This window comes from Comamonas sp. 7D-2 (assembly GCF_022749555.1).
GTDB lineage: Bacteria > Pseudomonadota > Gammaproteobacteria > Burkholderiales > Burkholderiaceae_C > Comamonas > Comamonas thiooxydans.
The window spans coordinates 1-25,539 of the sequence record NZ_CP094238.1; the positions used below are offsets into that span (position 1 = coordinate 1).

Below are 25,539 nucleotides of genomic sequence, written 5' to 3' on the forward strand. Positions count from 1 at the left end.
ATGACAGAGGAACCAACCAATGATGCAGGCCAGGCCCTGTGGCAGGTCTGCGTTGAGCAACTGGGTCAGGAGCTGCCAGAGCAGCAATTCAACACCTGGATCAAGCCGCTGACGGCACTCGTTGCAGAAGATTTTTCCAAGGTCACCGTCTATGTGGCCAACCGCTTCAAGCTGGACTGGATCCGTGCCCAGTATGCAGGCCGCATCTCGGCCATGCTGGAGTCGCTCTACGGCCAACCCGTCACTCTTGAGTTAGCACTTGCTCAGCGGGAAAGCGTTGTTCGTACTTATGTGCGCCCTCCTTCATCGACTCAGCAGGCTGCACCGCAAACGCACAATGTCGCCGTGCCCACCGTCACCAGCGAAGAGGCCAGCGCACCGGTTTTCCGCACCCGATTGAACCCGGCCCTCACCTTCGAGACGCTGGTCGAAGGTACGGCCAACCGCATGGCGCGCTCGGCCGCCATGCATGTGGCAGGCTCGCCCGGTCATCTCTACAACCCGCTGTTCATCTACGGCGGTGTCGGCCTTGGTAAGACTCACCTGGTGCATGCTGTGGGTAACCAGCTGCTCAAGGACAAGCCCGACGCCAAGATTCTCTACATCCATGCCGAGCAGTTCGTCTCGGATGTGGTCAAGGCCTACCAGCGCCGCACCTTCGACGAGTTCAAGGAACGCTACCACTCGCTCGACCTGCTGCTGATCGACGATGTGCAGTTCTTCGCCAACAAGGACCGTACGCAGGAAGAGTTCTTCAATGCCTTCGAGGCCCTGCTGGCCAAGAAGAGCCATATCGTGATGACGTCCGACACCTACCCCAAAGGTCTGGCCAATATTCACGAGCGCCTGGTCTCGCGCTTCGACTCGGGCCTGACGGTGGCCATCGAGCCGCCCGAGCTGGAAATGCGCGTGGCGATTCTGATCAACAAGGCCCGCGCCGAGAACGCCGACATGCCCGAGGAAGTTGCCTTCTTCGTGGCCAAGAACGTGCGCTCCAACGTGCGTGAGCTCGAAGGCGCGCTGCGCAAGATCCTGGCCTATTCGCGCTTCAACCAGAAGGAAGTGTCGATCCAGCTGGCCCGCGAGGCGCTGCGCGATCTGCTCAGTATTCAGAACCGCCAGATTTCTGTGGAAAACATCCAGAAGACGGTGGCTGACTACTACAAGATCAAGGTGGCCGACATGTATAGCAAGAAGCGCCCGGCCAGCATTGCCCGGCCGCGCCAGATTGCCATGTACCTGGCCAAGGAGCTGACGCAAAAAAGCCTGCCCGAGATCGGCGAGCTGTTTGGCGGCCGCGACCACACCACGGTGCTGCACGCCGTACGCAAGATTGCGGGCGAGCGCCAGACCAACACCGAGTTGAACCAGCAGCTGCATGTGCTGGAACAAACGCTCAAGGGTTAAGAGCGTGTTCACGATCTGCTCGCGCCGACGTAGAGATCATGACCACGCTCTGAAAAACTCCCCCATGAATGTCACTCACACAGGGCAAAATGGGGAATTCACGCGGCATGAGGGAGCGTCCGCCCTGCCCTGCGGATGCCGCCGCGTCAAAACAAATGCGCACTTAAATCACTGAGGTTGACATGATCGTCCTGAAAGCCACACAAGACAAAGTTCTCGCGGTCCTGCAATCGGTGGCCGGCATTGTCGAGCGCCGCCACACGCTGCCCATTCTGGCCAATGTGCTGATCAAGAAGACCGGCAATGCACTGCAGCTGACAACCAGTGATCTGGAAATCCAGATCCGCACCACGGCCGAGCTGGGCGGCGACGCCGGCGACTTCACCACCACCATCGGTGCCCGCAAGCTGATCGACATCCTGAAGACCATGCCCGGCGACCAGACCGTGAGCCTGGAGACGCAGCAGTCCAAGATGATTCTGAAAGGCGGCAAGAGCCGCTTCACGCTGCAGACCCTGCCCGCCGAAGACTTCCCGCTGGTGCAGGAATCGGCCGCCTTCGGCCCCGCTTTCAGCGTGCCGCAGAAGGTGCTCAAGGACCTGCTGGGCCAGGTCTCCTTTGCCATGGCCGTGCAGGACATCCGCTACTACCTCAACGGCATTCTGTTCGTCGCCGAAGGCAACACCCTGAGCCTGGTGGCCACCGACGGCCACCGCCTGGCCTGGGCCAGCGCCACGCTGGATGTGGAAGTGCCCATCAAGCAGGAAGTGATTCTGCCGCGCAAGACCGTGCTGGAGCTGCAGCGCCTGCTGTCGGACGCCAGCGGCGAGAACCAGCCCGTCATCGAGATGCAGTTTGCCAACAACCAGGCCAAGTTCACCTTTGGCGGCATGGAGTTCGTGACCAAGCTGGTCGAAGGCAAGTTCCCCGACTACAACCGCGTCATTCCGCGCAACCACACCAACAGCGTGACCCTGGGCCGCGCCCCGCTGCTGGCATCGCTGCAGCGCACGGCCATCATGACCAGCGACAAGTTCAAGGGCGTGCGCCTGTCTGTCGAGCCCGGCACGCTGCGCGTGGCGTCCAACAACGCCGAGCAGGAAGAAGCCATGGACGAGCTCGATATCGACTACGGTGGCGACACCATCGAGATCGGCTTCAACGTGACCTATCTGATCGACGTGCTCACCAACATGAGCCAGGACATGGTCAAGATCGATCTGCAGGACGGCAACAGCTCGGCACTGGTCACCATCCCCGAGAACGAAAGCTTCAAGTACGTCGTGATGCCCATGCGCATCTGAGTGGACCGAACGCAGCCAGCCATTTCATTGCCTGAAATAACAGGAGCAGCTACCGCTCGTCCTGTAATGATTTCAGGCAAGTATTCATTTGAAAGTTATGCAGGTCAGGCGCCAACAGCTCCTGACCTTGTAGCAGCAAGGTAATTTCATGACCGAAGAGAACAAGCCAGACACCCAGACCGCCGCAGATGCAGGCGGCTATGGCGAAGGCGCAATCCAGATCCTGGAAGGCCTGGAAGCCGTGCGCAAGCGCCCAGGCATGTACATCGGTGACACCTCGGACGGCACCGGTCTGCACCACCTGGTCTTCGAGGTCGTGGACAACTCCATCGACGAAGCGCTGGCCGGCTACTGCGACGACATTCTGGTCACCATCCATGCCGACGGTTCGCTGTCCGTCATCGACAACGGCCGCGGCATTCCCACCGGCGTGAAGATGGACGACAAGCACGAGCCCAAGCGCTCGGCTGCCGAAATCGCGCTGACCGAGCTGCACGCCGGCGGCAAGTTCAACCAGAACAGCTACAAGGTCTCGGGCGGCCTGCACGGCGTGGGCGTGTCCTGCGTGAACGCGCTGTCGGTCTGGCTCAAGCTCACCGTCAGCCGCGACGGCCGACGCCACGAAATCGACTTCTCGCGCGGCTTTGTGCAAAACCGCCTGATCGAAGTCGTGGACGGCGCCGAAGTCTCGCCCATGCGCGTGGTCGGCGCCAGCGACAAGCGCGGCACCAAGGTGCACTTTCTGCCCGACCAGGAAATCTTCAAGGAGAACTTCGAGTTCCGCTATGAAATCCTGGCCAAGCGCCTGCGCGAGCTGTCCTTCCTGAACAACGGCGTGCGCATCCGCTTGAAGGACGAGCGCGACGGCAAGGAAGACGACTTCTCGGGCGCCGGCGGCGTCAAGGGCTTTGTGCAGTTCATCAACGGCACCAAGAAGGTGTTGCATCCCACCACCTTCCATGCCAACGGCTCGCGCCCTGCAGAAACCTATGGCGGCATTCCCGGCACCGAAATCGGTGTCGAAGTGTCCATGCAGTGGAACGACAGCTATGCCGAACAGGTGCTGTGCTTCACCAACAACATTCCCCAGCGTGACGGCGGCACCCACCTGACCGGCCTGCGCGCCGCCATGACCCGCGTGATCGGCAAATACATCGCCGACAACGAAATGGCCAAGAAGGCCAAGGTCGAAGTCTCCGGCGACGACATGCGCGAAGGCCTGTGCGCCGTGCTCAGCGTGAAGGTGCCCGAGCCCAAGTTCTCCAGCCAGACCAAGGACAAGCTGGTCAGCTCGGAAGTGCGAGCGCCCGTGGAAGACATCGTGGCCAAGAGCCTGACCGACTTCCTCGAAGAAAACCCCAACGACGCCAAGATCCTGTGCGGCAAGATCATCGAGGCGGCCCGCGCCCGTGAAGCCGCGCGCAAGGCCCGCGAAATGACACGCCGCAAGGGCGTGCTCGACGGCATGGGCCTGCCCGGCAAGCTGGCCGACTGCCAGGAAAAAGATCCTGCGCTGTGCGAAATCTACATCGTCGAGGGTGACTCCGCCGGCGGCTCCGCCAAGCAGGGTCGCGATCGCAAGTTCCAGGCCATCCTGCCGCTGCGCGGCAAGATCCTGAACGTGGAAAAGGCCCGCTACGAAAAGCTGCTGTCCAGCCAGGAAATCATCACCCTGATCACGGCCCTGGGCACCGGCATCGGCAAGGTCAGCGAAGACTCGGGCAAGAGCAGCAGCGACGACTACAACCCCGACAAGCTGCGCTACCACCGCATCATCATCATGACCGACGCGGACGTGGACGGCGCCCACATCCGTACTCTGCTGCTGACCTTCTTCTACCGCCAGATGCCTGATCTGGTCGAGCGCGGCCATATCTACATCGCCCAGCCGCCGCTGTACAAGGTCAAGAACGGCAAGGAAGAGCTCTACCTCAAGGACGGCCCGGCCCTCAACAAATACCTGCTCAAGATCGCGCTGAACCATGCCAGCGTGAACACCGGCGGCGACAATCCGCGCACCGTCGAGGGCGAAGAACTGGCCAAGCTGGCCAACATGCACCTGGCCGCCGAAACCGTCATCGAGCGCCTGTCCAACTTCATGGATGCCGAAGCCCTGCGCGCCATTGCCGACGGCGTACAGATCAAGCTCGACACCATCGAGGACGCCCAGGAGTGCGCGCCGATTCTGGAAGCCAAGCTGCGCGAGCTGACCACCACCGGCGTGCCCGCCGATGTGACGGCCGAGATCGACCCCAACAGCGAGCACCCCATCCTGCGCATCAGCCGCCATCACCACGGCAATATCAAGAGCTCCATCCTGACCCAGGAGTTCGTGCGCAGCCATGACTACGCCGCCCTGTCCGACGAAGCGCAGAACTTCGTCGGCCTGCTGGGCGAAGGCGCCAAGGTCACGCGCGGCGAAGGCGAGAAGGCCAAGACCGAAAAGGTCGGCGACTTCCGTCAGGCCATGGCCTGGCTGATCTCCGAAGCCGAGCGCACCACGGGTCGCCAGCGCTACAAGGGTCTGGGTGAAATGAACCCCGAGCAGCTCTGGGAAACCACCATGGACCCCAATGTCCGCAGCCTGCTGCAGGTCAAGATCGGCGACGCCATCGAAGCCGACCGCGTCTTCACCATGCTCATGGGCGACGAGGTCGAACCGCGCCGCAACTTCATCGAAGACAATGCGCTGCGGGCGGGGAATATCGACGTTTGATGTCCTCGGGCGACGTGGGTACCAGTATGGATCAGGATTCACAGGAGGCGCATGCGCTGCCTCCCATGCCTTTTGTTGAAGACTATCTGCCGGCGCTGCTAGCGCAGGCCAGCAAGCTAATTTCAGCTGAATTCCATACTGTGGTCGAGTCCGAGGGCTTCTCAATCACCGAGTGGCGAATCCTAGCCTCGCTGACAGGCACCTCCGGCATCAGCACCGGCCGCCTGGCGCAGATCTCGGTCAGCAAGCAGCCAACTGTCACGCGCCTTCTTGATCGCATGGAAGCCAAGGGCTATGTGGAGCGCTTCGCGCACGATACCGACCGACGTCTCACCATGGTGCGCATCGCGCCGGCCGGCCAGACTATTGTGGCCGACCTGATCCGCAAGGCCAAGGAGCACGAGTTGCGAGTGCTGCAGCCCTTCGGCCTCAAGCGCGCCGAAGCGCTCAAGGTCACGCTACGGCGCATCATCGAGCTACACCTGCCTCCGGGCTGAGAGGCGGATTCACTTCAATCCGCCTTGATGCCCTGCGTCCTCACGATAGGACCAAACAACGCCTCTTCCTCGCCGACCATGGCCGTCAGTTCAGCGGGCGACAGCGTCATTGGTTCGGCTCCGACCTCTGCAAACCGGGCTTTGATGACAGGCTGCGCGAGCAACCTGTTCAGTTCACGGTTCATGCGCATCACGTGGGCCGCTGGCATCGCTGCTGGCGCATAGACCGCAAACGGCGTGTCCACGTAGACTTTGCCAAAACCAGCCTCCTCAATCGTGGACACATCGGCAGCATAGGATGGCCGACGTCGGCTTGCCACGGCCAGCAGCTTGAGCTTGCCGGCCTTTACGCTGGGAAATACCGTGCCTGGCACCAGCGCATAGTCGACCTGGCCGGCCATCACGCTTTGGATTGCCGGCGCTGCCCCTCGATAGGGAATGTGCGCCGCGGTGATGCCCGCCGCCTGCTTGAACAGCTCACCGCCCACATGCGGCGTGGTGCCGTTGCCGGCCGATCCGTAGCTGAGCTTGCCGGGGTTGGCCTTCGCATAGGCCACGAATTCGGCCAGCGTGTCCGCCGCCAGCGTTGGCCGCGTCACCAAAAACAACTGGGTATTGGCCAGTAGCGCCACATGCTGCAGGTCCTTAGCAGGCTGGATCGGCATGCGCTCGAACATCAACGGATTGACCGACTCCAGCGTGGTCACGTTGACCAGGAAGGTGCGGCCATCGCTGCCGTTGCGTGCCACCTCCACTGCAGCGACATTACCGCTGGCACCGCTACGGTTGTCGATAATCACAGGCTGACCAAGCGCTTCGCTCAGTTGAGGTACCAGCAGGCGCATCAGCACATCGGCCAATCCTCCCGGAGGAAAAGCCACAACAAAGCGTACGGGCTTGCCGGGCCAGACAGCCTGGGACAGCGCCGGAGTGCCGACCATGGTCATAGCCCCTGCCAAGGCCAGCAGGTCTCGGCGGCGTGGAGAGTGAAAACGTGAGGCCATCAATATGCTCCTGGAAATGGTCCTACAGTGCCAGGCTGCCGACGCTGGTGCCGCCGCAGACGTAGAGTACCTGGCCGGTCACGAAGCTGTTGGCCGCATCGGCGAAGAAGCCGACGGCGCGCGCCACGTCGGCCGACTCGCCGAGCCGGCGCACGGGCACCGAGGCGGCGAGCTGGCGCTCGCGGTCGCTGCCCTGCTCCACCACGTCGTAGAACATGTCGGTGCGGATGGGCCCGGGCGCGACCACGTTGACGGTGATGCCCTCGGGCGCCAGCTCCAGCGCCCAGGTGCGCGCCATGCCCAGCATGCCGGCCTTGGTGGCCGAGTAGCTGGTGCGCGTGGCCAGGCCCAGCGCGGCGCGCGACGACAGCAGCACCACGCGGCCGAACCGACGCGCGCGCATGGCCGGCAGCGCCGCCTGCAGCATCTGCACAGCGCAGCCCAGGTGCAGGTCGACCAGCGCATCCAGGTCGCTGAGCTTCACGTCGGGCAGCAGCGCGGCGCGGATCACACCGGCGTTGTGCACGATGGTGGTGATCTCGTACCGCCGCACCATGGCCTGCACGGCCTCGGCCGTGGCGGCGCGGTCGGCCAGGTCTACTTCGATGCTGTGCAGCCGGGGGTGGGCTATCTCGGTGCGCCGCCGCGCCAGCGAGACGACTTCGTAGCCCTGCTCCAGCAGTTGTTCACAGATGACCTTTCCGATGCCGGCGCTGCCGCCCGTCACCGCCGCGACCTTGTTGGCCCCCACGCTCCCCGCTGCGCGAGGTTCGCTGCCCCCCAAGGGGGCGCTCGTGTTCGCTTTCATGCCTTGCCCTCCACCAGAGCCAGCACGCGCAGCGGGCTGCCGCTGCCGTTCTCGATCTTCAAGGGCGCCGCCACCACCAGCGCGCCGGTGGGCGGCAACTGGTCGAGGTTGGTGAGGCACTGCAGGCCGTACTTGCCGGCGCCGTGCATCAGCGAATGGCAAGGGTACGGCGGGCGCAGGTGGTAGCCCTGGCCGGCGTCGGTGCCTATGGATTCGGTGCCGAAGCCCAGCACGCCGCGCTGCTCGACCAGGAAGCGAACGGCTTCGGTGTCCGGCCCGGGCGTGTGCTGGCCGCTGGCGTCGAAGTTCTGGAAGGCCTCGGCATCGCGCGCCTGCGACCAGCGCCGCGCCCAGTCGGTGCGCATCAGCACCCAGTGGCCCTCGGGAATGCGGCCGTGCGCGGCCTCGAAACGCTCGATGTCGGCCACGCCCATCAGGTAGTCGGGGTCGGCCGCCGCCTGGGCGCTGCAGTCGATCACGCAAGCCGGCGCGATGAAGTGCTGCGGCGGGATGCTGTCCACCGCGTTGTTGGGCAGGTCGCGCCCTGAGATCCAGTGGATGGGCGCGTCGAAGTGCGTGCCCGTGTGCTCGCCGCAGGAGAAGTTGTTCCAGTACCAGCCGGGGCCGCGTTCGTCGTAGGCCGAGATCTGCTCGATACGGAAGGGCTGGCACTGGCCCATCTCGGGCGGCAGCGCGATGGCGGGGAAATCGGGACTCAGCGTCTGCGTCAGGTCGACAATGCGGATGCGGCCGGTGGCGATGGCAAGCGCCATGCCGCCAAGGAGTTCGAGGGGGGTCTGCATGTCAATATCCTCCTGCGGCGATTTCGCGCTCCAGTACCTTGGGGTTGTGGCGCCAGCGCTCCAGCCATTCCTGGGCAACGTCGCCGGGGTAGATGTCTTCCACGCCCTCTTTCAGCGCCTTCACGATGGCCGAGGCCAGCGCGGCCGGCGCCAGCTTCGGGGGCGGCAGGTTCTGGTTCCATTCGTCGTCGATGGGGCCGGGAAAGACGTTGATCACGCGGATTCCCGCCGCCCGCATCTCGGCGCGCAGGCACTGCGCCAGCGACAGCGCCGCGGCCTTGGAGGCCGAGAAGGTGCCGTGCGGCGGGAAGTTGGCCAGCGCATAGATCGACAGCAGGTTGACCCAGGCCGTGGCATGCGTGGCGCCGTCGGCCGCGCGGCCCTTGAGCGCCGGGCCGAAGCACTGCGCCAGCCGCAGCAGGCCGAGGTAGTTGACCTCCATCTCGGCCTTGGCCACGTCAGTGCCGCGCCGCGCGGCGATGCCAAAGCCACGGTGCAATTCGGCCGTGTTGACCACGATGTCGACCTTGCCGCCAATCTGGCCGGCCAGGGTGCTGACCGAGCGCTCGTCGGTCACGTCCAGCGGCACCAGCACGACCTGCGGCAGGGCCGCCAGCTCCGCCAGGCCCGGTAGCTTTTTCCAGGGCTCGGCGTGGCCCACCCAGACGAGGTCGGCACCGGCCTTGACCATGGCACGGACCACGGCCTGGCCGGTGGCGGACTTGCCGTCCGTCACCAGCACCTTGCGGTACTTCGGGTCGCTGGCCATCTCGCGCAGCATGGGGTCGTCAGCCATATTTTCCGTTCCTTTCTCGGGGTATCCGATCAGCACCGCCTGGCCGGCGCGGTCGAGGCGTGCGCCGACGCGCACGCGCTGGGGCGCCCCGCCGACCTCGCCATGCAGGTGCACCATGACGCTGGGGCCTGCGTCGAGCCGCACCATGCCCAGGCGCCAGGGCAGCCGCTCGCGGAAATACAGGTCGTTGCTGTGGGCCAGCGTGGTCGTGGCCAGCAGCTCGCCTGCGCCGCTCTGCGGCTGCCACGGCAGCTCGGGCGACAGGCAGCGGTGGCAGGCCTCACGCGGCGGGTACTGCACGGCGCCGCAGTCGGCGCAAACCTGCAGCGCGAAGCGGCCTTCGGCCGCCGCAGCGGTGAGGCCCAGCGCCACACGGCCGCGTGCGGCTGGCGGCAGGTTGATCTGCGGGGTGCGCAGCACCGGGTTCTTGCGCGGGGGCTTGATGAAGGGCATGGTCATGGCGCCTCCGCCGGGCCGCCCCAAGGAGAGCGCCGCGCCCCCTCGGGGGGCTGTGAGCACACGCAGTGCCGAACGTGGGGGTCTTTCATTCGCTTGTCTCCAGGATCACCGCCCCGGTGCACAGGCAGCGGTCGTAGGTCACCATGCCGAAGCCGCCCACCAGACCAGTGCGCGAACCGGCCACGCCGCGCTCGCCGGCCTGGCCGGTGAGCTGGCGCAGGGTCTCCGTCATGCCGAGAAAGCCGCCGGCCGCGCCCGCCTGCCCACACGAGAGCTGGCCGCCGCTGGTGTTGTGTGGAAAGTCGCCGGCATGCGTCAGGTCGTGCCCGCGCACGAAGGCCGGGCCCTCGCCCTTGTCGCAAAAGCCCAGGTCCTCGATCTGCATCATCGCGATCACCGGGTAGTCGTCGTAGGTCTGCAGCAGGTCGATGTCCTGCGGCGCGAAGCCGGCCTGGGCATACAGGTCGGCGCAGTCCATGCGCCAGCCGCCGCGCAGCATCACCGGGTCGTCGGCATAGGCGTTGTGGCGCTCGATCGCGCCGCGCAGCAGCACATGCGGCAGGCCCAGGTCGCGCGCTCGCTCGGGCGCCATCACTAGGAAGGCCTCGGCGCCGGCGCAGGGCATCACGCAGTCGAACAGGTGTATGGGATCGGAGATCGGCCGCGCCGTCATGTACTCATCGAGGGTCAGCGGCTTCTTGAACAGCGCGTTGGGGTTGCACAGCGCGTTCGCCCGCTGGGCCACCGCGATGCGGCCGAAATCCTCGCGCTGCGCGCCATAGGTGCGCATGTAGCTCGCGGTGATGAAGGCGAACATCGAGTTCGGCCCGCCCGCGCCATAGGGATAGCTGGCGTCGCGGGCGAAGTCGCTGAACGCGCCCAGCGTCTGGCGGAACGAATCCACATGGTTGGTATCGGCCGCCACGCAGGCCACCACCTCGGCGTCGCCGCACTGCACGGCGCGGGCCGCGCGGCGCAGCGCCATCACGCCCGAGGCGCCGCCGGTGGGGATGTGGTCCAGCCAGCGCGGCGACAGGCCCAGGTGCTGGGTCACGCCCACGGCCGTGTCGGGCGCCAGCGAGAAGCTGCTGACCGTGAGGCCGTCGATCTGCTCCTTGGCCAGCCCGCTGCCCGCAAGCAGGCCGCGCACGGCCTGGCCCAGGAACCAGTGCGCGCCCCGGATGGAGTAGCGCTCGTAGGGCACGGTGACGGGCACGGCCAGCGCCACGCCCTCGTAGCCCCTGCGTCGGATGTATGCGGTCATGTTCAGTCCAGCCTGATGCCGGCCGCGCGGATGATGCGACCGAATTTCTGGGTGTCGCCCTGGATGGTCTGCGCGAACTGCGCGGGCGTGCCGGCCACCACCGTCATGCCCACGCCGGACAGCAGCTCGCGCGTCTGCGGCATCTGCAGGATGCTGGCCAATTCCTGGTGCAGCCTGGCTATGACGGGCTGGGGCGTGCCGGCCGGCACCACGAAGCCGATCCAGGTCAGCAGATCGACGCCGGGCACGCCGGATTCGGCCAGCGTGGGGACATCGGGCAGCAGCGGGTTGCGCTGCGCGCTGGTCACCGCCAGCGCCCGCACCTTGCCACCCTTGATGTAGGGCATGGCCGGGCCCAGCGCATCGAAGATCAACGGCACCTGGCCGCCCACCGTGTCCGTCATCGCTGGCGCGCCGCCCTTGTAGGGCACGGCCAGCAGGTCCGCGCCGGTCGCGCTCTTGAAGACCTCGCCCGCCACCTGCGCCGGCATGGCACCATGCGCATAGGCCAGCTTGCCGGGCTGCGCGCGCGCCGCCGCCAGCAACTCGGACACCGTGCGCGCACTGACCGACGGGTGCGTCGCCAGCACCATGGGCATGGTGATGGCCAGCGTCACCGGCGCAAAGCTCCTGGCCGGGTCGTAGGGCAGCTTGCCGTACAGGCTCTGGTTCATGGCCAGCGTGGAATCGATGGCCACGAACAGCGTATAGCCGTCTGGCGCCGCCTTGGCGGCCGCCTCGGCAGCGATGATGGTGTTGCCACCGGGCCTGTTGTCCACCATGACGGGCACCTTCCAGCGCTCACCGAGGCGCGCCGCCACGGTGCGGGCCACCAGGTCGCTGCCGCCGCCGGGTGGAAAGGGCACGATGATGCGGATGGGCTTGCCGGGATAGGCATCCTGCGCGGCTGCGCCGCAGACCAGGCAGGCGCTGCACAGCAGCAGGGCCAAAGATCGTTTCAGGAAGGGCAAAGCTCGCATGGAAGCTCCTTCGGGTCAGCGCTTGAGCTGGATGCCGGCCGCTTCGCGGTCCCAGGTCTGCTCGGTGATGCCGCGCTCGCGCAGCTTGAATTTCTGCACCTTGCCGTTCTCGGTGGCGGGCAACGCGGCCATGAATTCGAGGTAGCGCGGAACCGCGAAATACGCCATGCGCGGCTCGCAGAAACGCACCAGCTCCACCGGGTCCAGCGCGGCGCCTTCGCGCGGCACGATGGCGGCCATGACCTCGTCCTCGGCCAGCTCGCTCTTCACCGGAAACACCGCCGCCACGGCCACGGCCGGGTGGCTCAGCAGCACCTGTTCGACCTCGTAGGATGAAATGTTCTCGCCGCGCCGGCGGATCGCGTCCTTGAGCCGATCGAGGAAGGTGAAGAAGCCGTCGGCATCGCGCACCACGCGGTCGCCGGTGTGGAACCACAGGTTGCGCCAGGCTTCCACGGTCTTGTCTGCCATGCCGAAATAGCCGGTGGCGAAGGCGAAAGGCTCGTCGGCGCGCAGCAGTAGCTCGCCGGGCGTGCCAGGCGGCACGTCCTCGTCGTGCTCGTCGGCCACCCGCGCGGTGAAGCCCGGCACGATGCGGCCCATGCTGCCGGGGCGCTGCTCGGCATCAAGGCCGATGACGAAGTTGCTCTCGGTGGAGCCATAGCCGTCAAGCAGCCGCATGCCGAAGCGCTCTCTGAACTGTGCATGAAAGCGCGGCGGAACGCCGGGTGCCAGCGCGATGCGCACGCGGTGCGCTCGGTCGTGCGGCGTCGCTTCCTTGGACAGCAGGATCGGCACCATCGCGCCCAGCACATAGGTGGCCGTGGCCTGGTGCCGCACCAGCGCGGCCCAGAAGCCCGAGGCCGAGAAGCGCTTCTCCACCACCAGCGTGGAGCCGGTCAGCAGCGCCTGGAAGAAGGCGTTCATCGCGTTGGTGTGGAACAGCGGCAGCGTGGTCAGCAGCACCTCGCCGTCGCCCAGTTCCAGCAGCGCCGCGGTGTGCCGGCCCCACCAGTAGAACTGCGCATGCGGGCAGCACACGCCCTTCGAGAGACCTGTCGTGCCCGAGGTGTAGAGGATGGCCAGCGTGTCGCCGGGCTGCACTGGTGCGGCATCCACCAGCGCATCACCCGGTGCCGGAAAAGGCTCGGTGCCGGGTTCCTGCGGCGCGTCTATGCGCCACACGCGCTCAAGCGGCAGACCATCGCGGTCTTCCAGCCCGCGCAGCGCCGCCAGTCCTTCGGCCTCGGCCACGAACAGCCGCGCGCCCGAGTTGGCCAGGATGTGCCGCAGCGTGGCGCCGCGCGCGGCGGTGTTGACCGGCACGGTGACAGCGCCGATCCAGGCGCAGCCCAGGAAGACTTGCAGGAACTCGGCGCGGTTGCCGCACATCAGCGCCACGCGGTCGCCGGCGCGCAGGCCGGCGGCCTGCAGCACCGCGCCCATGGCCTGGGCGGTGCGCAGCGCATCGGCGTAGCGCCAGCGGGTATCGCCCGCGACGAGCAGCGTGCGCTCGGGAAAGCGGCGGCACTGTTGCTCCAGCATCGCTGGCAATGTGCGGCCGGCAGGTGCGAAGGATTCAATGGCAGTGGACATCGCAAGGGGCCTCACATGAAGAGTTGCATGTTGCCGAAAGCGGCATCGCAGTTCACCAGGTCCACGCGCTTGAGGCGCATGCGCAGCGCGCCGTCGCCCTGGCCATCGCCCAGCCACACCAGCTCGTGGCTGGCCCAGCCGGCGTACAGCGTCTGCTCGTCCTGGCGCGTCTCGATGTAGTGGAAAGCCGTGCGGCAGGTGTAGGTGCCGGCCGCATCGTCGCGCGCCATCACGCGCGGCGTCTGCAGCAGGTGGTGGCAGCGGCTCGCGGGCTGCTGCGAGAAGGTGCGCGCGCCGCGCAGGCGCTCGATGCGCACCTGCAGCAGCAAGCGGTCTTCGTACAGCAGCGAGGCATGGAGCCGCGGGTCGGTCTGGCCGTGGGCCAGCGGCATCCAGTAGCGGCCATCGTCGGTGAACAGGGCCAGCCAGTCGCCCCAGCGCTGCTCGTCGAGCAGAGCGGCTTCGTCGAGCACGAAGTCGATGAGCTGCCGGTCGGTGGGCGGGAGTGTGTTCATGCCTCGGCTCCTTCGCGCATGCCGGCCGTCATGAAGCGCACCCAGGCGCGCATCTGGCTGCGCATCTGCCATTCGTTGGTGCCGTTGGTCACGGCCCCTGCTTGCGCGTCCTCCTGCACCTTTTCGGCCGGGTCGAACAGCCGGCCCAAGTTCACCCACTGCGAGCCGCGCGAGGCCAGGCCCTGCTGGGCGCGTTCGTACATCTCCAGGTCGTCGTGGCCGACCACCGAGGTGGGCGCGTTGACCAGGCGGTTGTACATGAGCGTGCGCTCCAGCAGCAGATCCGGCGCGCCCACGAGTCGGAAGGTCCAGCTCTCCACCAGCGTGCGGTCGGCCGCCAGCGGTCGGAAGATACGCAGCGTCTGGATCGGGCCCTTGACCATGATGTTGGGGAAGTACACGGTGTTGTGACGCACATCGCCCAGGATGTCCTTCGCGCGCTCCTCGCCGTAGGTGGCGACCATGCTCTCCCAGTAGCCGGGCGCGGGCGAATAGGCGGCGTGGATGGAGTCGCTGACGCCGGTGTGGCCGTGGCCGTTGGGCCAGACACGGATGCCCATGTTCTCGAAGAACTCGTAGGGATTCACGAAGGGGGCGAACAGCTCCACCGCCATGGGCTTGGGCGTACCCTCCGGCGCGTTCTCCCAGACCTTGACGGCCGTGCCGGCCGAGGACTCGTGCGCGACCATGGGGTGGCAAGTGTCGGTCTGGTTATCGACCAGCATCTTCCAGTTGCAGCGGTGCATGTAGCGCATCACGCCGCCGGCCACCTCGAGCCGGCCCTCGGGGGAGCGGTCGACCATGTTGTCCAGCGTCGAGAGCGAGGGACCGAAGAATTCCTCGAAACCCATGCCCTCTGGGTTCAGCCGGCAAAAGACGAAGTCGCGGTACACCTGCACCGCGCTCACGGCGGCCAGGCCCTTGCTGGCCTCGCAGCTTTCCAGGCCGGTGTTCTCGTAGCCCTTCTTCAGCGGGATGGACAGCAGCTTGCCGTCGGTGCGGTAGGTCCAGGCGTGGTAGGGGCAACGGAAAAACTTGCCGGTGCTGCCGCAGCCATCGGGCGCGACCTTCACGCCCTTGTGAGCGCAGCGGTTGTACAGCACCTTGATGCTCTGGTCGGTGTGGCGCACCATCACCACCGGCTGGTCGCCCACGGTGGTCGCGAAGTAGTCGCCGGGCTGGGGCACCTGGCTGGCGTGGCCGACGTAGATCCAGGTGTTGGCGAACAGCTGCTCCATCTCCAGCGCGAAGATCTCGGGATGGATGTAGCAGTCCTTGTGCACCTCGGTGTCGCGCACCAGGGCGCGGATGGCTGCGGGATTATCGCGATACTCAGACATGGCGGACATGGCGCCCTCCTTCAGTCCAGCTTGATGTTGGCTTCGCGCACCACGCGGCCCCAGCGTTCACGCTCCTGGGCTGCGAAGCGGGCCAGCTCCTGCGGCGTGCCGGGCAACGGCTCGATACCCAGGGTCTGCATGCGGGCGCGGATGTCGGCGGAGCTCAACGCGTCCACCAGGTGCTTGTTCAGCGTCTTCACCGTCGCGGCGCTGACGCCGGCAGGCGCCACCAGCGCCTGCCAGGCCGAGGCCTCGAAGCCGGACAGTCCCTGCTCGGACAGCGTGGGGATGTCGGGCATGCTGGCCAGACGCTGGGCGCTGGCCACGCCGATGGCGCGCACCTTGCCCGAGGTGATGAATGCGCCGCCGCTGGAAGTGTCGACGAACATGAACGGCAGCTGCCCGCCGACCACGTCGGCAATGGCCGGCGCCGCGCCGCGGTAGGGGACATGCGTCAGCGTCAGGCCGGTCTGCTGGCGAAACAGCTCGGTCGCCAGGTGGTGCGGGCTGCCGGTGCCGGGGCTACCGTAGCTCATGCCCGCAGGATCGCTGCGCACCCAGGCCATGAAGTCCTTGAGATTCCTGGGCTTGGCATTCGGCTGCACGACCAGCACCAGCGGAAAGCGGGCGATGGTGCCCACCGATGCGAAGTCCCTTTCCGCGCTGTAGGTCAGCTTGCTGTAGAGGAAGGGGTTGGCCGCGATCACGGCCGAGTCCGCGGTGAACACCATGTGCTCCGCGTCGCGCGCCTTGGCCACGTAGTCGCCCGCGATGTTCGAGCCGGCGCCGGGCTTGTTGATGATGATGATGCTGCGCCCCATGGACCTGCCCATGGCTTCGGCCAGCATGCGCGCCACGGTGTCGGAGCCGCCGCCGGGGGCGTAGCCGACCACCCATTCGATAGGCTTGCCATCGGCCAGGGCCAGCGAGGGCGCCGCTGCCAGCGGCAGCAGGGAGAGCACTTGGCGGCGGGACAGCGTGGTGGATTTCATCGCAGGCTCCTGGATTCGGATCGGTGGGAGAGGCAAAGAGGAAAAGCGCAGGTTCAGAGATCGAGCACCAGCCGTGCACTGCGGGCGCGCGAGACGCAGATCTGCATCACCTTGCCGCCGGCACGCTCGGCGGCGCTGAGCACGGCATCACGGTGGTCGATCTCGCCTTCGATCACCTCGGCGGCACAGACGCCGCATTCGCCGCGCTTGCAGTCGAACAGCGGATCGCAGCCGTGCTCGATCAGGCAGTCGAGGATGGACTGGCCGGCCGGCACGGTGAGCTGCCGGCCGCTTTGTGCCAGCACCAGATCGATGGGCTGGTCGCCCACGGCCGCCACCGGCGTGGTGAACAGCTCAAAATGCACCCGCTCGCGCGGCCAGCCGCGCGCATCGGTGGCCGCCAGCACCGCGTCGAGCATCGCGCGCGGGCCGCACACATAAAGCTGGTCCTCACCGGCGCAGCCGTCGAGCAAGGTGGCCACATCCAGCGCCGCGCCCCGGTCTTCATCGGCATGCACGGCCAGCGATTCGCCAAGCAGGGCCTGCAGCTCTGGCAGGAAGGCCATCAGCGCACGGCTGCGGCCCGCGTAGAGCATGCGCACCGGCAGGCCAGCGGCGCGGCGTGCCGCCGCCATGCTGGCCAATGGCGTGATGCCGATGCCCCCGGCCACCAGCACCGCGCAGCCCACGTGCGCGCCCAGCGGAAAATCGTTCTTCGGCGGCTCGATCGCGATGCACTGGCCCGGCTGCAGCCCATGCATCCAGCGCGAGCCGCCACGGCCCTCGTCCTCGCGGCGCACCGCGATGGTGTAGTGCGGCTGCGGCAGGCCGGTATCGGCGCCGGCATCGGTGTTCACTAGCGAGTAGTGGCGCCAGTCCTGCACCTCACCCTGAGCCTCGCCCGGCAGCCCCACCTGCACACGCACATGGGCGCCTGCGGCAAAGCCCGGCAGCAGGCCGCCATCCGCCGCGCGCAACGTGAAACGGCGGATCAGCGGATTCAGTTGGTCGGCGGCGACGACTTCGACAGCAATCGTTTCCATGGAGGTTCTCCTTCAGGCCAGGGCATGGCGCGCGAGCGCGGCCCGCAATGTCTTGCCGTGTTCATCGGCCAGCGCTGCCTCGCGCAGCTCGCGCAGCGTGGCCGGGGCCAGGCGCCGGCCCGCTGCGCGCACCGCGTCCATCAGGTACAGGTAGTTGGCCAGGCCGCGCGCATGGGTGTCGCTGTAGCCCTTGACGAGGCGCTGGCACTGCGCCACCTCCACCGCCAGCGCGGGGTTGTGCTGCGCGGCCGCTTCGATGTGCGCCAGCCACTGCTCGATGCGCGTGTTCTCGATCTCGTAGCGCAGCGTGCGCCGCCGCATGCCGCGCAGCCGCGACAGGCCCCACAGCAACAGGTAACCGCGCAGCGAGCTGGTGACAACCACACGGCCCTCGCGCGTGAAGCGCGCCAGCAGGCGGTGCACGGCATGCGGGCGCTGCAGCCAGCGACCCAGGCCGGCCGGCAGGGTCTCGCAGATCTCCTCGATGCGCGGGTGCATGAATTCATTGATCGCCAGTTGCTGGCCCTGCTGCACCCCCACCTCGGACTGCACGCGCGCAAAGCGCTGGGCGCGCGTCTTGAGGTCGGCCACGCGGATGGTGTCCTCGTAGCTCATCCACAGCGCGAGATGCCGCGCCGTCTCGCGCAGCAGCAGGCCGGAGCCTTCGGCCAGCGCCTGCACCCGCGCCAGCCGGTCGAGGTAGAACGCGGCATAGCCCGGGTCCTGGTAGTCGAGCATGCGGCGCACGCCCTCGATGATCACTGGCCGCGCGTCGGCCGCAAAGCCCTGCTCCACGCGCTGCAGCAGCGCCGCCACCTGGGGATCGCGCGGCGTGGCCACGGCGGCTGCGGCTGCGGCTGCGGCTGCGGCTGCGGCTGTTGCCGTTGCAGGCGATGCACTGTCCGCCTGCTGCGCCTGATCGCATGCGCCGCCAAAGGCCCCGAGGCTGGCCTTGACGCCCACGCCGCCGCGCTCGATCGTGGCCTCGAACTGCGCGCGGTTGAAGGGCAGGACGCCCGTGCCCGCCAGCGCGCCGAACAGCACGGCGCTGACCACGCTGCCGCTGGCCTGCGCAGCCGCGGCCATGTCGAAGCGCACGAAGCGCCTGGCGGCGCGCCCGGCATGGGCCAGCAACTGGGCGTCGTCCACGCGGCCGTCGCCCATGGCCGTCTTCTCGGCGATGGAATAGACGCGGTGCGTGGAGGAGATCAGCGTGGTACGGTCCGGCGTGACCAGGCCGCGCTGCACCGCGCGGCCGGCCTCCATCAGCTCGGATGCCAGCACCACGTCTACATCGCCCGGCAGCGGCATCAGCGCCAGCACCGGCTGCGCCCCGTCGCGGCGCGCCTGCTCCGCCGGGTACAGCTCGACGTAGTAGATGGTGGCGCCGGTGCGCTGCGCCACCCCGGGCACCGAGGTGGTCTGGGCGATGTAGTCGTTGTGCTCCGCGAGGTCGACGATCCAGTCGGCCAGCACGCCGCCGCCCTCGCCGCCCATGGCGAGGATCGCAATCTTGATGGGTTGGGTTTTCATGGCAGTGTCAGCTCAAAAGGCATGGCGGTCGAGGCGGCGCTGGTCGCGGCCCTGCAGCCAGCCGATCACGGCGCCGCGCAGGCGCTGGCGCAGGCGGTCCCAGCGCGTGGGGTTGCTCACGATCTGCGCGCGGTAGAACGAGGGGCAGAGCACGGCCGCGTGCGACACCTCGCCGCACAGGCCGCAGCCCACGCAACTGTCGATAACGGTCGCCACCGGGTCGGTGCGAAGCGGATCGGGGTTGGGCTTGATAGACAGCGACGGGCAGCCGGAGAGTCGGATGCACGAATGGTCGCCCGTGCAGGTGTCGGAATCGACGCCGAAGCGCTCGCGCACCACGCGCTCGCCGCGCGCTGCCGCGGCCCGCTGCTGCGGTTTGATGCGGCGCTGCTTGTTGAGCATGCATTCGCTTTGCGCCACCAGCACCTTGGGGCCCTGCTCCTTGGTGGTCAGCGCCTCGCGCAGCGTGCCGACCATGGTCTTCAAGTCATAGGTGCGGCGCACGGTCTTCACCCAGTTCACGCCCACGCCGCGCACCGCCTTCTCGATCGCATGGTTGGTGCTGCGCGTGGGGTTTTGTGCCGCCGACGAGAGGATGTCCTGCCCGCCGGTGGCCGAGGTGTAGCTGTTGTCGACGACGATGGTCAGGTTGTCGCTCTTGTTGAACACCGCGTTGGCGATGCCGCTGGTCAGGCCGTTGTGCCAGAAGCCGCCATCGCCCATGACCGAGATCACGCGCTTGCCGCCTTCCTTCGGCTGCGGGGGATTGAAGGCCGCCGCCCCTGCGGCGCCCAGGCCGTATCCCATCGTGGTGTTGCCCAGGTTGAAGGGCGGCAGGATGGAGAACAGGTGGCAGCCAATGTCGGCGCTTACATGGTGCTCGCCCAGCTCGCGCTCGACCAGCTTCATGGCGGTGAAGATCGGCCGCTCGGGGCAGCCGGTGCAAAAGCCCGGCGGGCGCGCCTGCACGCTGGCCTCGATCGGGCGCTCCGGCTCGGGCGGAGCAGGTTGCAGCGGAATGATCTTGCGCGGCGCGGGCTGCGGCTGCAGCCGGCCATGTGCTTCGAGGAAGGCGCGCAGCCCCTTGAGCACGGCGGCCGTGGTGTACTCGCCCGCGGCGGGCAGCACGTCCTTGCCATGCAGTTGGGTAACCGAGTCGGCTTGGCGCAGGATGGTCGCCACGTTCTGCTCGACGAAGTTGGGCTGGCCTTCTTCCACCACCAGCAGGGCGCGCTTGCCCTCGCAAAAGCGCAGCAGCTCGCCATCCACCAGCGGGTAGGCCACGTTCATCACATACAGCGGAATCTGCGTGTTGCCATAGGCATCGGCCAAATCAAGTTGCTGCAGCGCGCGGATCAGCGTGTTGTAGCTGCCGCCCTGGCAGGCGATGCCGATGTCGTCCGCGCCTTCGGCGAAGAACTCATTGAGCCCACGCTCCTCGATGAAACGCACGGCAGCCGGCCAGCGCTGCTTCAGCTTTTCCTGCTCGTGCAGGAAGCTCGCCGGCGGCAGCACGATGCGGTCCACGTCGCGCTGCGGCCGGGCCATGGCCTGCTCGATGGTGTAGGCCGGCCGGCGGTTGTCGCTGGCGGTGAACTGGCCGTGCACATGGCAGGCGCGGATGCGCAACTGCAGCATCACCGGCGTGTTGCTGGCCTCGGACAGCTCGAAGCCGTCCTTCACAGCCTGCACAATGCCCGGCAGGTTGGGGCGCGGGTCGAGCAGCCATATCTGCGACTTCATCGCGAAGGCGTGGCTGCGCTCCTGCATGATGGACGAGCCCTCGCCATAGTCCTCGCCGACGATCACCAGCGCGCCGCCCTTGACGCCGCCCGAGGCCAGGTTGGCCAGCGCATCGGACGCCACGTTGGTGCCCACCGTGGCCTTGAAGGTCACGGCGCCACGCAACGGGTAGTTGACCGACGCGGCCAGCGTGGCGGCGGCCGTGGCCTCGCTGGCGCTGTTCTCGAAGCGGATGCCGTGCTCGGCCAGGATGTCCTGCGCATCGGCCAGCACGTCCATCAGGTGCGAGATGGGCGCGCCCTGGTAGCCCGCGACGTAGTTCACGCCCGACTCCAGCAGAGCCTTTGTCACTGCCAGGATGCCCTCGCCGTGGAATACCTCGCCCGCGCCCAGGCGCAGCTTCTTGACCTCTTCGACAAACGAACGTTCTGCCATCGCAAGATCCTTCACAGGGCCCGCGTGGGAACGGGCATTTATGATTTTGGATGAATATGGCACGTATTACTTTAAAAATAAATATATCCAAAATCATTGTTTTCCCTAGCTTAAAAGGGGATGACAAATACCGTGTCACGGATCAAAAGCAGTGTGAAAACGCCTAGCGCACGCAATGGCCCATGCATGTGCGCCAAGGGGAGAGTGGTTCTGGAGACCCCGGGACGGTCCAGGATCAGGCACACGCCTGCCACTGTGGCCAAAGCCAAGAGCACCGAGGCCATGGATCTGATAGCGGCTAGCGGCTACCAGGAGATCGCTTCAGGCTGATTTGCGTTGAAATTCGAGCAATTTCAGCATCACACCCGATGTTCACAAGATGGGATTTGCCAGCTCTGGGCCGTGCTGCTGCAGCGGAACTACGCTGGTTCCGGGAATCCAAATCCGCCTTTGCCTTCAGCATTGCATAAATTTGCCCAGATACACGGAAGCCACTCGGAACTCAATGTCTAGTTGCACCTTATTTGCCGATCACCCCAGGCCATTCATGATGGTGTTGCACAGCGAATTGCGCAGATCCGGTGAGCTGTTGAACAGCTCCTTGCAGACCGCTTGATCAGCATCTGCTCTTACAACAACTGGCCCTTAAGCACACCACCGACATACAGAAGTTGCTCACCGTCGGTCAATTCGACCTCGAACACGCCATTCACCTTTTCGATGATTTCTGCCGAATAGGCTTTTTTCCTTTTCCGGCACCGGTCCACTACCCATGGCCTGGACCCTGTAGGTGCCAGCCTGGCTCAGACCCATGATTTCCTTGCCCACTTTTTTGAGCGAGTGATCGCGCTATCGCGTACCGTGAAGAGAGCCTATGGCCCTCTCCCATTGGGACGCAATCAGGCCTGCCACAGCCCTCATCACAAGCGCTATGGCGATTCACCGATACGCTGGCAGGCGTATTTCTTATCCCTTCACGTCCGGCATTTGAGATGCCGTCAGCCCAGCCTCTGCACCGAAGCCCTGGCCTTCACGCGCTCGAAATGGGCCGCCACGCGCGGGAATTCGGCGATGTCCACGCCGTCGCCCTTGAGCCAGCCGGCCACGGTGTAGAGATAGCCGTCGGCCACGGTGAACTGCTCGCCCATCACCCAGGTCTTGTCGCCCAGATAATGCTGCTCGATCACGGCAAAGCAGTCGCGCATGTTCTGCGGCACCTTGGCGCGCATGGCGGCCTGGGCGGCCTCGTCGTCGGCCCAGCGCGAAGCGCGCGGACGGTGGGCGTGGGCGATGTGCGCGGTAGAGGCCAGATAGGCATTGAATTCCTGCATCTGCGCCAGCGCAAAGGGGTCCTCCAGCGGCGCCAGTCGGGCCTGCGGATGGGTCTGCGCCACATACAGCAGCAGCGCCGGAGTCTCGGTCAGCACGCCGCGTTCCGTGGCCAGCGCGGGCACTCTGCCCTTGGGGTTGATGCTCAGGTATTCGGGGCTGCGCTGCTCGTTGTCGGCAAAGCTCAGCGTCTTGAGTGTGAACTGGGCATCGGCCTCATAAAGCGCAATCAGTACGGCCTGCGCGCAGGTGCCAGCTGCGTAGTAAAGCGTGGTTTGGCTTGCCAAAATCGTTCTCCCGTGGATGGTGATATGCCTGTGCAGTGTAGGCTGCTGCGCAGCCGGCTCAATCCCATGAGCCGGGTCTGCTCATAGCAATGACGCAAGGCAGACATCGACATCTCATGGCAGCATCGCGCTTCTCCCAGAAGTGCCCCACCCGAAATGAAATCCTCCATCCGCATTGTTGACGTCGACCGCCTGGAAACCTGGAGCAAGTACAAGGCCGGCATGTGCGACAGCTGCGCAGCCAATTGCTGCACCATGCCGCTGGAGGTACGCCTGCCTGATCTGGTGCGCCTGGAGCTGGTGGACCCGTTCGAGGTCGAAAACATCGAGCCCAAGCTGATCGCCAAGCGGCTGCTGAAGATGCGCCTGATCGACCACTTCAACCCCAAGCACGAGATCTTCACCATGGCCCGCCGGGCAGGCGGAGACTGCAACTTTCTGGACAAGAACACGCGCCGCTGCACGGTCTATGAAAAGCGCCCGGAGACCTGCAGATTGCATCCCAAGAAGGGGCCCAAACCGGGGTTCTGTGCCTACGGCAACAAGGCGCTTTCGCAGATCTGAAAGCTTCTGGGCAGCGCTTCAGACATCGGCCACGGCAGGCAGCCAGATGCGCGCCACCATGCCCGGATTGGCGTTGTGAAAACTGAGCTTGCCGCCATGCAGCTGGACAATGGCCAGCACGCTGGCCAGGCCCAGTCCGTAGCCTGGGCGATCCGATTCTGCGCGATAGAAACGGGTGGTCATTTTCTCCAGGGTCTGAGGATCTGCGCCCGGTCCCTGGTCCTGCACGGTGATCTCCACCCCCCATGCGCCATCGCTGCCCTGCTCCTGCGCCGGGGCCGCACGCAACAGCACGTCAGCGCCATGAATGTCGCTGGATGATGCTCCGTATTTGATAGCGTTATCAACAAGATTGGAGACGGCGCTGGCCAACAAGTCACCATCGCCCAGGGCCTGAACACCTTGCTGCACATCCAGCCTGAGAATGCCGCCGGCGTCTTCCACCAGCGGCTCGTAGAAGTCCACCACATCGACCAGCAAGGCCTGCAGGTCAACCGGCGCAAAGCTCTTGCGGCTGGCTCCGCTTTCCACTTCGGCAATCTGCAAAAGCTTCTCGAACACCACACCGAGTTCAGCGACTTCTTCGGCCACCAGCGCCAGCGTGGCGGACTGCATTTCGGGGCTGGCCTGCTGTGCGTTGCGCAGGCGCAGCAGGATGCGCGTCAGCGGCGTTCTGAGATTGTGCGCAATGCTGTTGGAGACATGACGTATGCCTTCCATCAACTGCTCGAGCCGATCGAGCATGGCGTTGATATCGCGGTTGAGCAGCGTGAATTCATCGCCGCGCTGATCGACCGGAATGCGCTGTCGCAAATCGCCCGCCGCAACGCGCGACATGGTGTTGCGAATGGCTGCCGCGCGCTCATCCACCACACGCCTGAAGACCATGGCACCGATCAGGGCCATGATGCAGGCTGCAACGGCCGCCAGCAAGCTGGCCTGACCGAACAGCTCCTCCATGTCGCGCTGCAGCTGCATGTCGCTGCCTACGGCCAGCAGATTGCCATTGGGCATTTCAACCACGGCAACCCGGCCCACCATCAGCCGCCCGTTGCGCTTCACGGTCAGCTCGCGCACGCCCATGATGCTGAGCTTGCGCGGAGGATAGACCTCGGCATTGCTGACAATGGTCTCGCCCTGCGGGTTCATGAGAATGAGGATTTCCGTGTCGGTATTCACACCGTCACGAATGGTCTGCAGTATCTCGCTTTCCAGCGCTCCGGGGCCGTATTTGGCTGAGTGCTCGGTCAGTCTGCGCACATGGTTTTCGGCCTGCTTGTCGAGCCTCACCCGCACCACGCCCACAGTCTGCACATAGAAGACGGCCAGCACAATGGCCATGGTCAGAACCAGGAGGCCGCCATAGCTGAGTGCCAGCCTGAAGGCCAGCGAACTCCAGGGTCTGGAGCGCATCATCAGACCACCTCGGGCAGGTCTTGCGGCTGGTCCGAAAGGCTGTATCCCACACCGCGCACGGTATGAATGAGAGGCGTGGCAAAGCCTTTGTCCACCTTGCTGCGCAGGCGGCTGATGTGCACGTCGATCACATTGGTCTGCGGATCGAAGCGGTAATCCCAGACCGACTCCAGCAGCATGGTGCGCGTGACGATCTGGTGCGCGTGCTGCATGAGAAACGCCAGCAGACGGAACTCGCGCGGCTGCAGCGACAGCGGCTGGCCGGCGCGCTCTGCGCTGCGCGAAATCAGGTTGACGCGCAGATCGGCCACCTGCATCTCGCGCGTGGGAGCCGGGATCTGGGCGCGGCGCACCAGGGCTTCGAGCCTTGCCGCAAGCTCGGAAAATGCAAAGGGCTTGGTCAGATAGTCATCGCAGCCGGCCTTGAGCCCGCGCACTCTCTCATCCGTGGCAGACAAGGCACTGAGCACCAGCACCGGTGTCTGCTTGCCCATGGAGCGCAGTGTCTGCAGAATCTGCAGCCCGTCAAAGCCATTGGGCAACATGCGGTCGAGGATGATGACATCCCAGTTCTCGCCAACGGCCTGTGCAATGCCTTGCACGCCGTCACCGCAGACGCTGACATGCGCGCCTTGCTGGCGCAACCCTTCAGCGATGTAACGCGCGTTGAGCGCATCGTCTTCGATGATGAGGTAGCGGTACATGCTG

21 protein-coding genes are annotated in these 25,539 nt (G+C 65.9%); 5 read left to right on the plus strand and 16 right to left on the minus strand.

Annotated elements, in window-relative coordinates:
• The 4 genes from dnaA (at nucleotide 1) to MPZ60_RS00020 (ending at nucleotide 5,924) form a co-directional block, all read left to right on the plus strand.
• Nucleotides 1-1,407: a chromosomal replication initiator protein DnaA gene (dnaA, locus tag MPZ60_RS00005; protein WP_003064795.1), complete on the plus strand. Its 1,407-nt coding sequence runs from the start codon at nucleotides 1-3 to the stop codon at nucleotides 1,405-1,407.
• 182 nt (nucleotides 1,408-1,589) lie between these two features.
• Entirely contained in the window at nucleotides 1,590-2,711 is a 1,122-nt protein-coding gene (gene dnaN / locus MPZ60_RS00010) for a DNA polymerase III subunit beta (protein WP_003064798.1), read from the plus strand.
• 148 nt (nucleotides 2,712-2,859) lie between these two features.
• Nucleotides 2,860-5,427 carry a DNA topoisomerase (ATP-hydrolyzing) subunit B gene (gene gyrB, locus MPZ60_RS00015; protein WP_034351106.1) on the plus strand — a complete coding sequence of 856 codons (2,568 nt, stop codon included), beginning with the start codon at nucleotides 2,860-2,862 and terminating at the stop codon, nucleotides 5,425-5,427.
• Between the two features lie 26 nt (nucleotides 5,428-5,453).
• Nucleotides 5,454-5,924: a MarR family winged helix-turn-helix transcriptional regulator gene (locus MPZ60_RS00020; protein WP_050788956.1), complete on the plus strand. Its 471-nt coding sequence runs from the start codon at nucleotides 5,454-5,456 to the stop codon at nucleotides 5,922-5,924.
• Nucleotides 5,925-5,938: 14 nt separating this feature from the next.
• Here the strand turns inward: MPZ60_RS00020 and MPZ60_RS00025 are convergent, their stop codons facing one another.
• The 14 genes from MPZ60_RS00025 to MPZ60_RS00090 all read right to left on the minus strand — a co-directional run bounded on the left by MPZ60_RS00025 (nucleotide 5,939) and on the right by MPZ60_RS00090 (nucleotide 22,851).
• Nucleotides 5,939-6,928 (minus strand): tripartite tricarboxylate transporter substrate binding protein, encoded by a 990-nt coding sequence (locus MPZ60_RS00025; RefSeq protein ID WP_034351110.1) that lies wholly within the window; start codon nucleotides 6,926-6,928, stop codon nucleotides 5,939-5,941.
• Between the two features lie 22 nt (nucleotides 6,929-6,950).
• Nucleotides 6,951-7,679 carry an SDR family oxidoreductase gene (locus MPZ60_RS00030; RefSeq protein ID WP_034351547.1) on the minus strand — a complete coding sequence of 243 codons (729 nt, stop codon included), beginning with the start codon at nucleotides 7,677-7,679 and terminating at the stop codon, nucleotides 6,951-6,953.
• 53 nt (nucleotides 7,680-7,732) lie between these two features.
• Entirely contained in the window at nucleotides 7,733-8,539 is an 807-nt protein-coding gene (locus MPZ60_RS00035) for a cyclase family protein (RefSeq protein WP_034351112.1), read from the minus strand.
• Between the two features lies 1 nt (nucleotide 8,540).
• A complete protein-coding gene (locus MPZ60_RS00040; RefSeq protein WP_034351114.1) occupies nucleotides 8,541-9,794 on the minus strand; it encodes an SDR family NAD(P)-dependent oxidoreductase in 1,254 nt (417 codons plus the stop codon).
• Nucleotides 9,795-9,879: 85 nt separating this feature from the next.
• Nucleotides 9,880-11,058 (minus strand): thiolase family protein, encoded by a 1,179-nt coding sequence (locus MPZ60_RS00045; protein WP_034351117.1) that lies wholly within the window; start codon nucleotides 11,056-11,058, stop codon nucleotides 9,880-9,882.
• A 2-nt stretch (nucleotides 11,059-11,060) separates the two neighbouring features.
• A complete protein-coding gene (locus MPZ60_RS00050; protein ID WP_034351119.1) occupies nucleotides 11,061-12,038 on the minus strand; it encodes a tripartite tricarboxylate transporter substrate binding protein in 978 nt (325 codons plus the stop codon).
• A gap of 15 nt (nucleotides 12,039-12,053) precedes the next feature.
• Complete coding sequence (locus MPZ60_RS00055) at nucleotides 12,054-13,634, minus strand: ATP-dependent acyl-CoA ligase (protein ID WP_034351122.1); 1,581 nt, start codon at nucleotides 13,632-13,634, stop codon at nucleotides 12,054-12,056.
• Between the two features lie 11 nt (nucleotides 13,635-13,645).
• On the minus strand, nucleotides 13,646-14,149 hold the full coding sequence (locus MPZ60_RS00060; protein ID WP_034351124.1) for an aromatic-ring-hydroxylating dioxygenase subunit beta: 504 nt from the start codon (nucleotides 14,147-14,149) through the stop codon (nucleotides 13,646-13,648).
• Nucleotides 14,146-15,489: an aromatic ring-hydroxylating dioxygenase subunit alpha gene (locus MPZ60_RS00065; RefSeq protein ID WP_034351551.1), complete on the minus strand. Its 1,344-nt coding sequence runs from the start codon at nucleotides 15,487-15,489 to the stop codon at nucleotides 14,146-14,148. The genes MPZ60_RS00060 and MPZ60_RS00065 overlap by 4 nt, the downstream gene beginning before the upstream one ends.
• A 20-nt stretch (nucleotides 15,490-15,509) precedes the next feature.
• Entirely contained in the window at nucleotides 15,510-16,481 is a 972-nt protein-coding gene (locus tag MPZ60_RS00070) for a tripartite tricarboxylate transporter substrate binding protein (protein WP_034351127.1), read from the minus strand.
• A gap of 53 nt (nucleotides 16,482-16,534) precedes the next feature.
• Nucleotides 16,535-17,524 (minus strand): PDR/VanB family oxidoreductase, encoded by a 990-nt coding sequence (locus tag MPZ60_RS00075; RefSeq protein ID WP_034351129.1) that lies wholly within the window; start codon nucleotides 17,522-17,524, stop codon nucleotides 16,535-16,537.
• 12 nt (nucleotides 17,525-17,536) lie between these two features.
• Nucleotides 17,537-19,057, minus strand: coding sequence for an indolepyruvate oxidoreductase subunit beta family protein (locus MPZ60_RS00080; protein ID WP_034351132.1), 1,521 nt, complete (start codon nucleotides 19,055-19,057; stop codon nucleotides 17,537-17,539).
• Between the two features lie 12 nt (nucleotides 19,058-19,069).
• Entirely contained in the window at nucleotides 19,070-21,235 is a 2,166-nt protein-coding gene (locus tag MPZ60_RS00085; RefSeq protein WP_034351553.1) for an indolepyruvate ferredoxin oxidoreductase subunit alpha, read from the minus strand.
• A 998-nt stretch (nucleotides 21,236-22,233) separates the two neighbouring features.
• Nucleotides 22,234-22,851: a glutathione S-transferase family protein gene (locus MPZ60_RS00090; RefSeq protein ID WP_034351135.1), complete on the minus strand. Its 618-nt coding sequence runs from the start codon at nucleotides 22,849-22,851 to the stop codon at nucleotides 22,234-22,236.
• A gap of 156 nt (nucleotides 22,852-23,007) precedes the next feature.
• Between MPZ60_RS00090 and MPZ60_RS00095 the strand changes: the two genes are divergently transcribed.
• A complete protein-coding gene (locus MPZ60_RS00095) occupies nucleotides 23,008-23,415 on the plus strand; it encodes a YkgJ family cysteine cluster protein (protein ID WP_003065319.1) in 408 nt (135 codons plus the stop codon).
• 18 nt (nucleotides 23,416-23,433) lie between these two features.
• Here the strand turns inward: MPZ60_RS00095 and MPZ60_RS00100 are convergent, their stop codons facing one another.
• Both MPZ60_RS00100 and MPZ60_RS00105 read right to left on the minus strand, forming a co-directional pair.
• Nucleotides 23,434-24,831: a HAMP domain-containing sensor histidine kinase gene (locus MPZ60_RS00100; protein WP_012836544.1), complete on the minus strand. Its 1,398-nt coding sequence runs from the start codon at nucleotides 24,829-24,831 to the stop codon at nucleotides 23,434-23,436.
• Entirely contained in the window at nucleotides 24,831-25,535 is a 705-nt protein-coding gene (locus MPZ60_RS00105; protein WP_034351139.1) for a response regulator transcription factor, read from the minus strand. The genes MPZ60_RS00100 and MPZ60_RS00105 overlap by 1 nt, the downstream gene beginning before the upstream one ends.
• Between the last annotated feature and the right edge of the window lie 4 nt (nucleotides 25,536-25,539).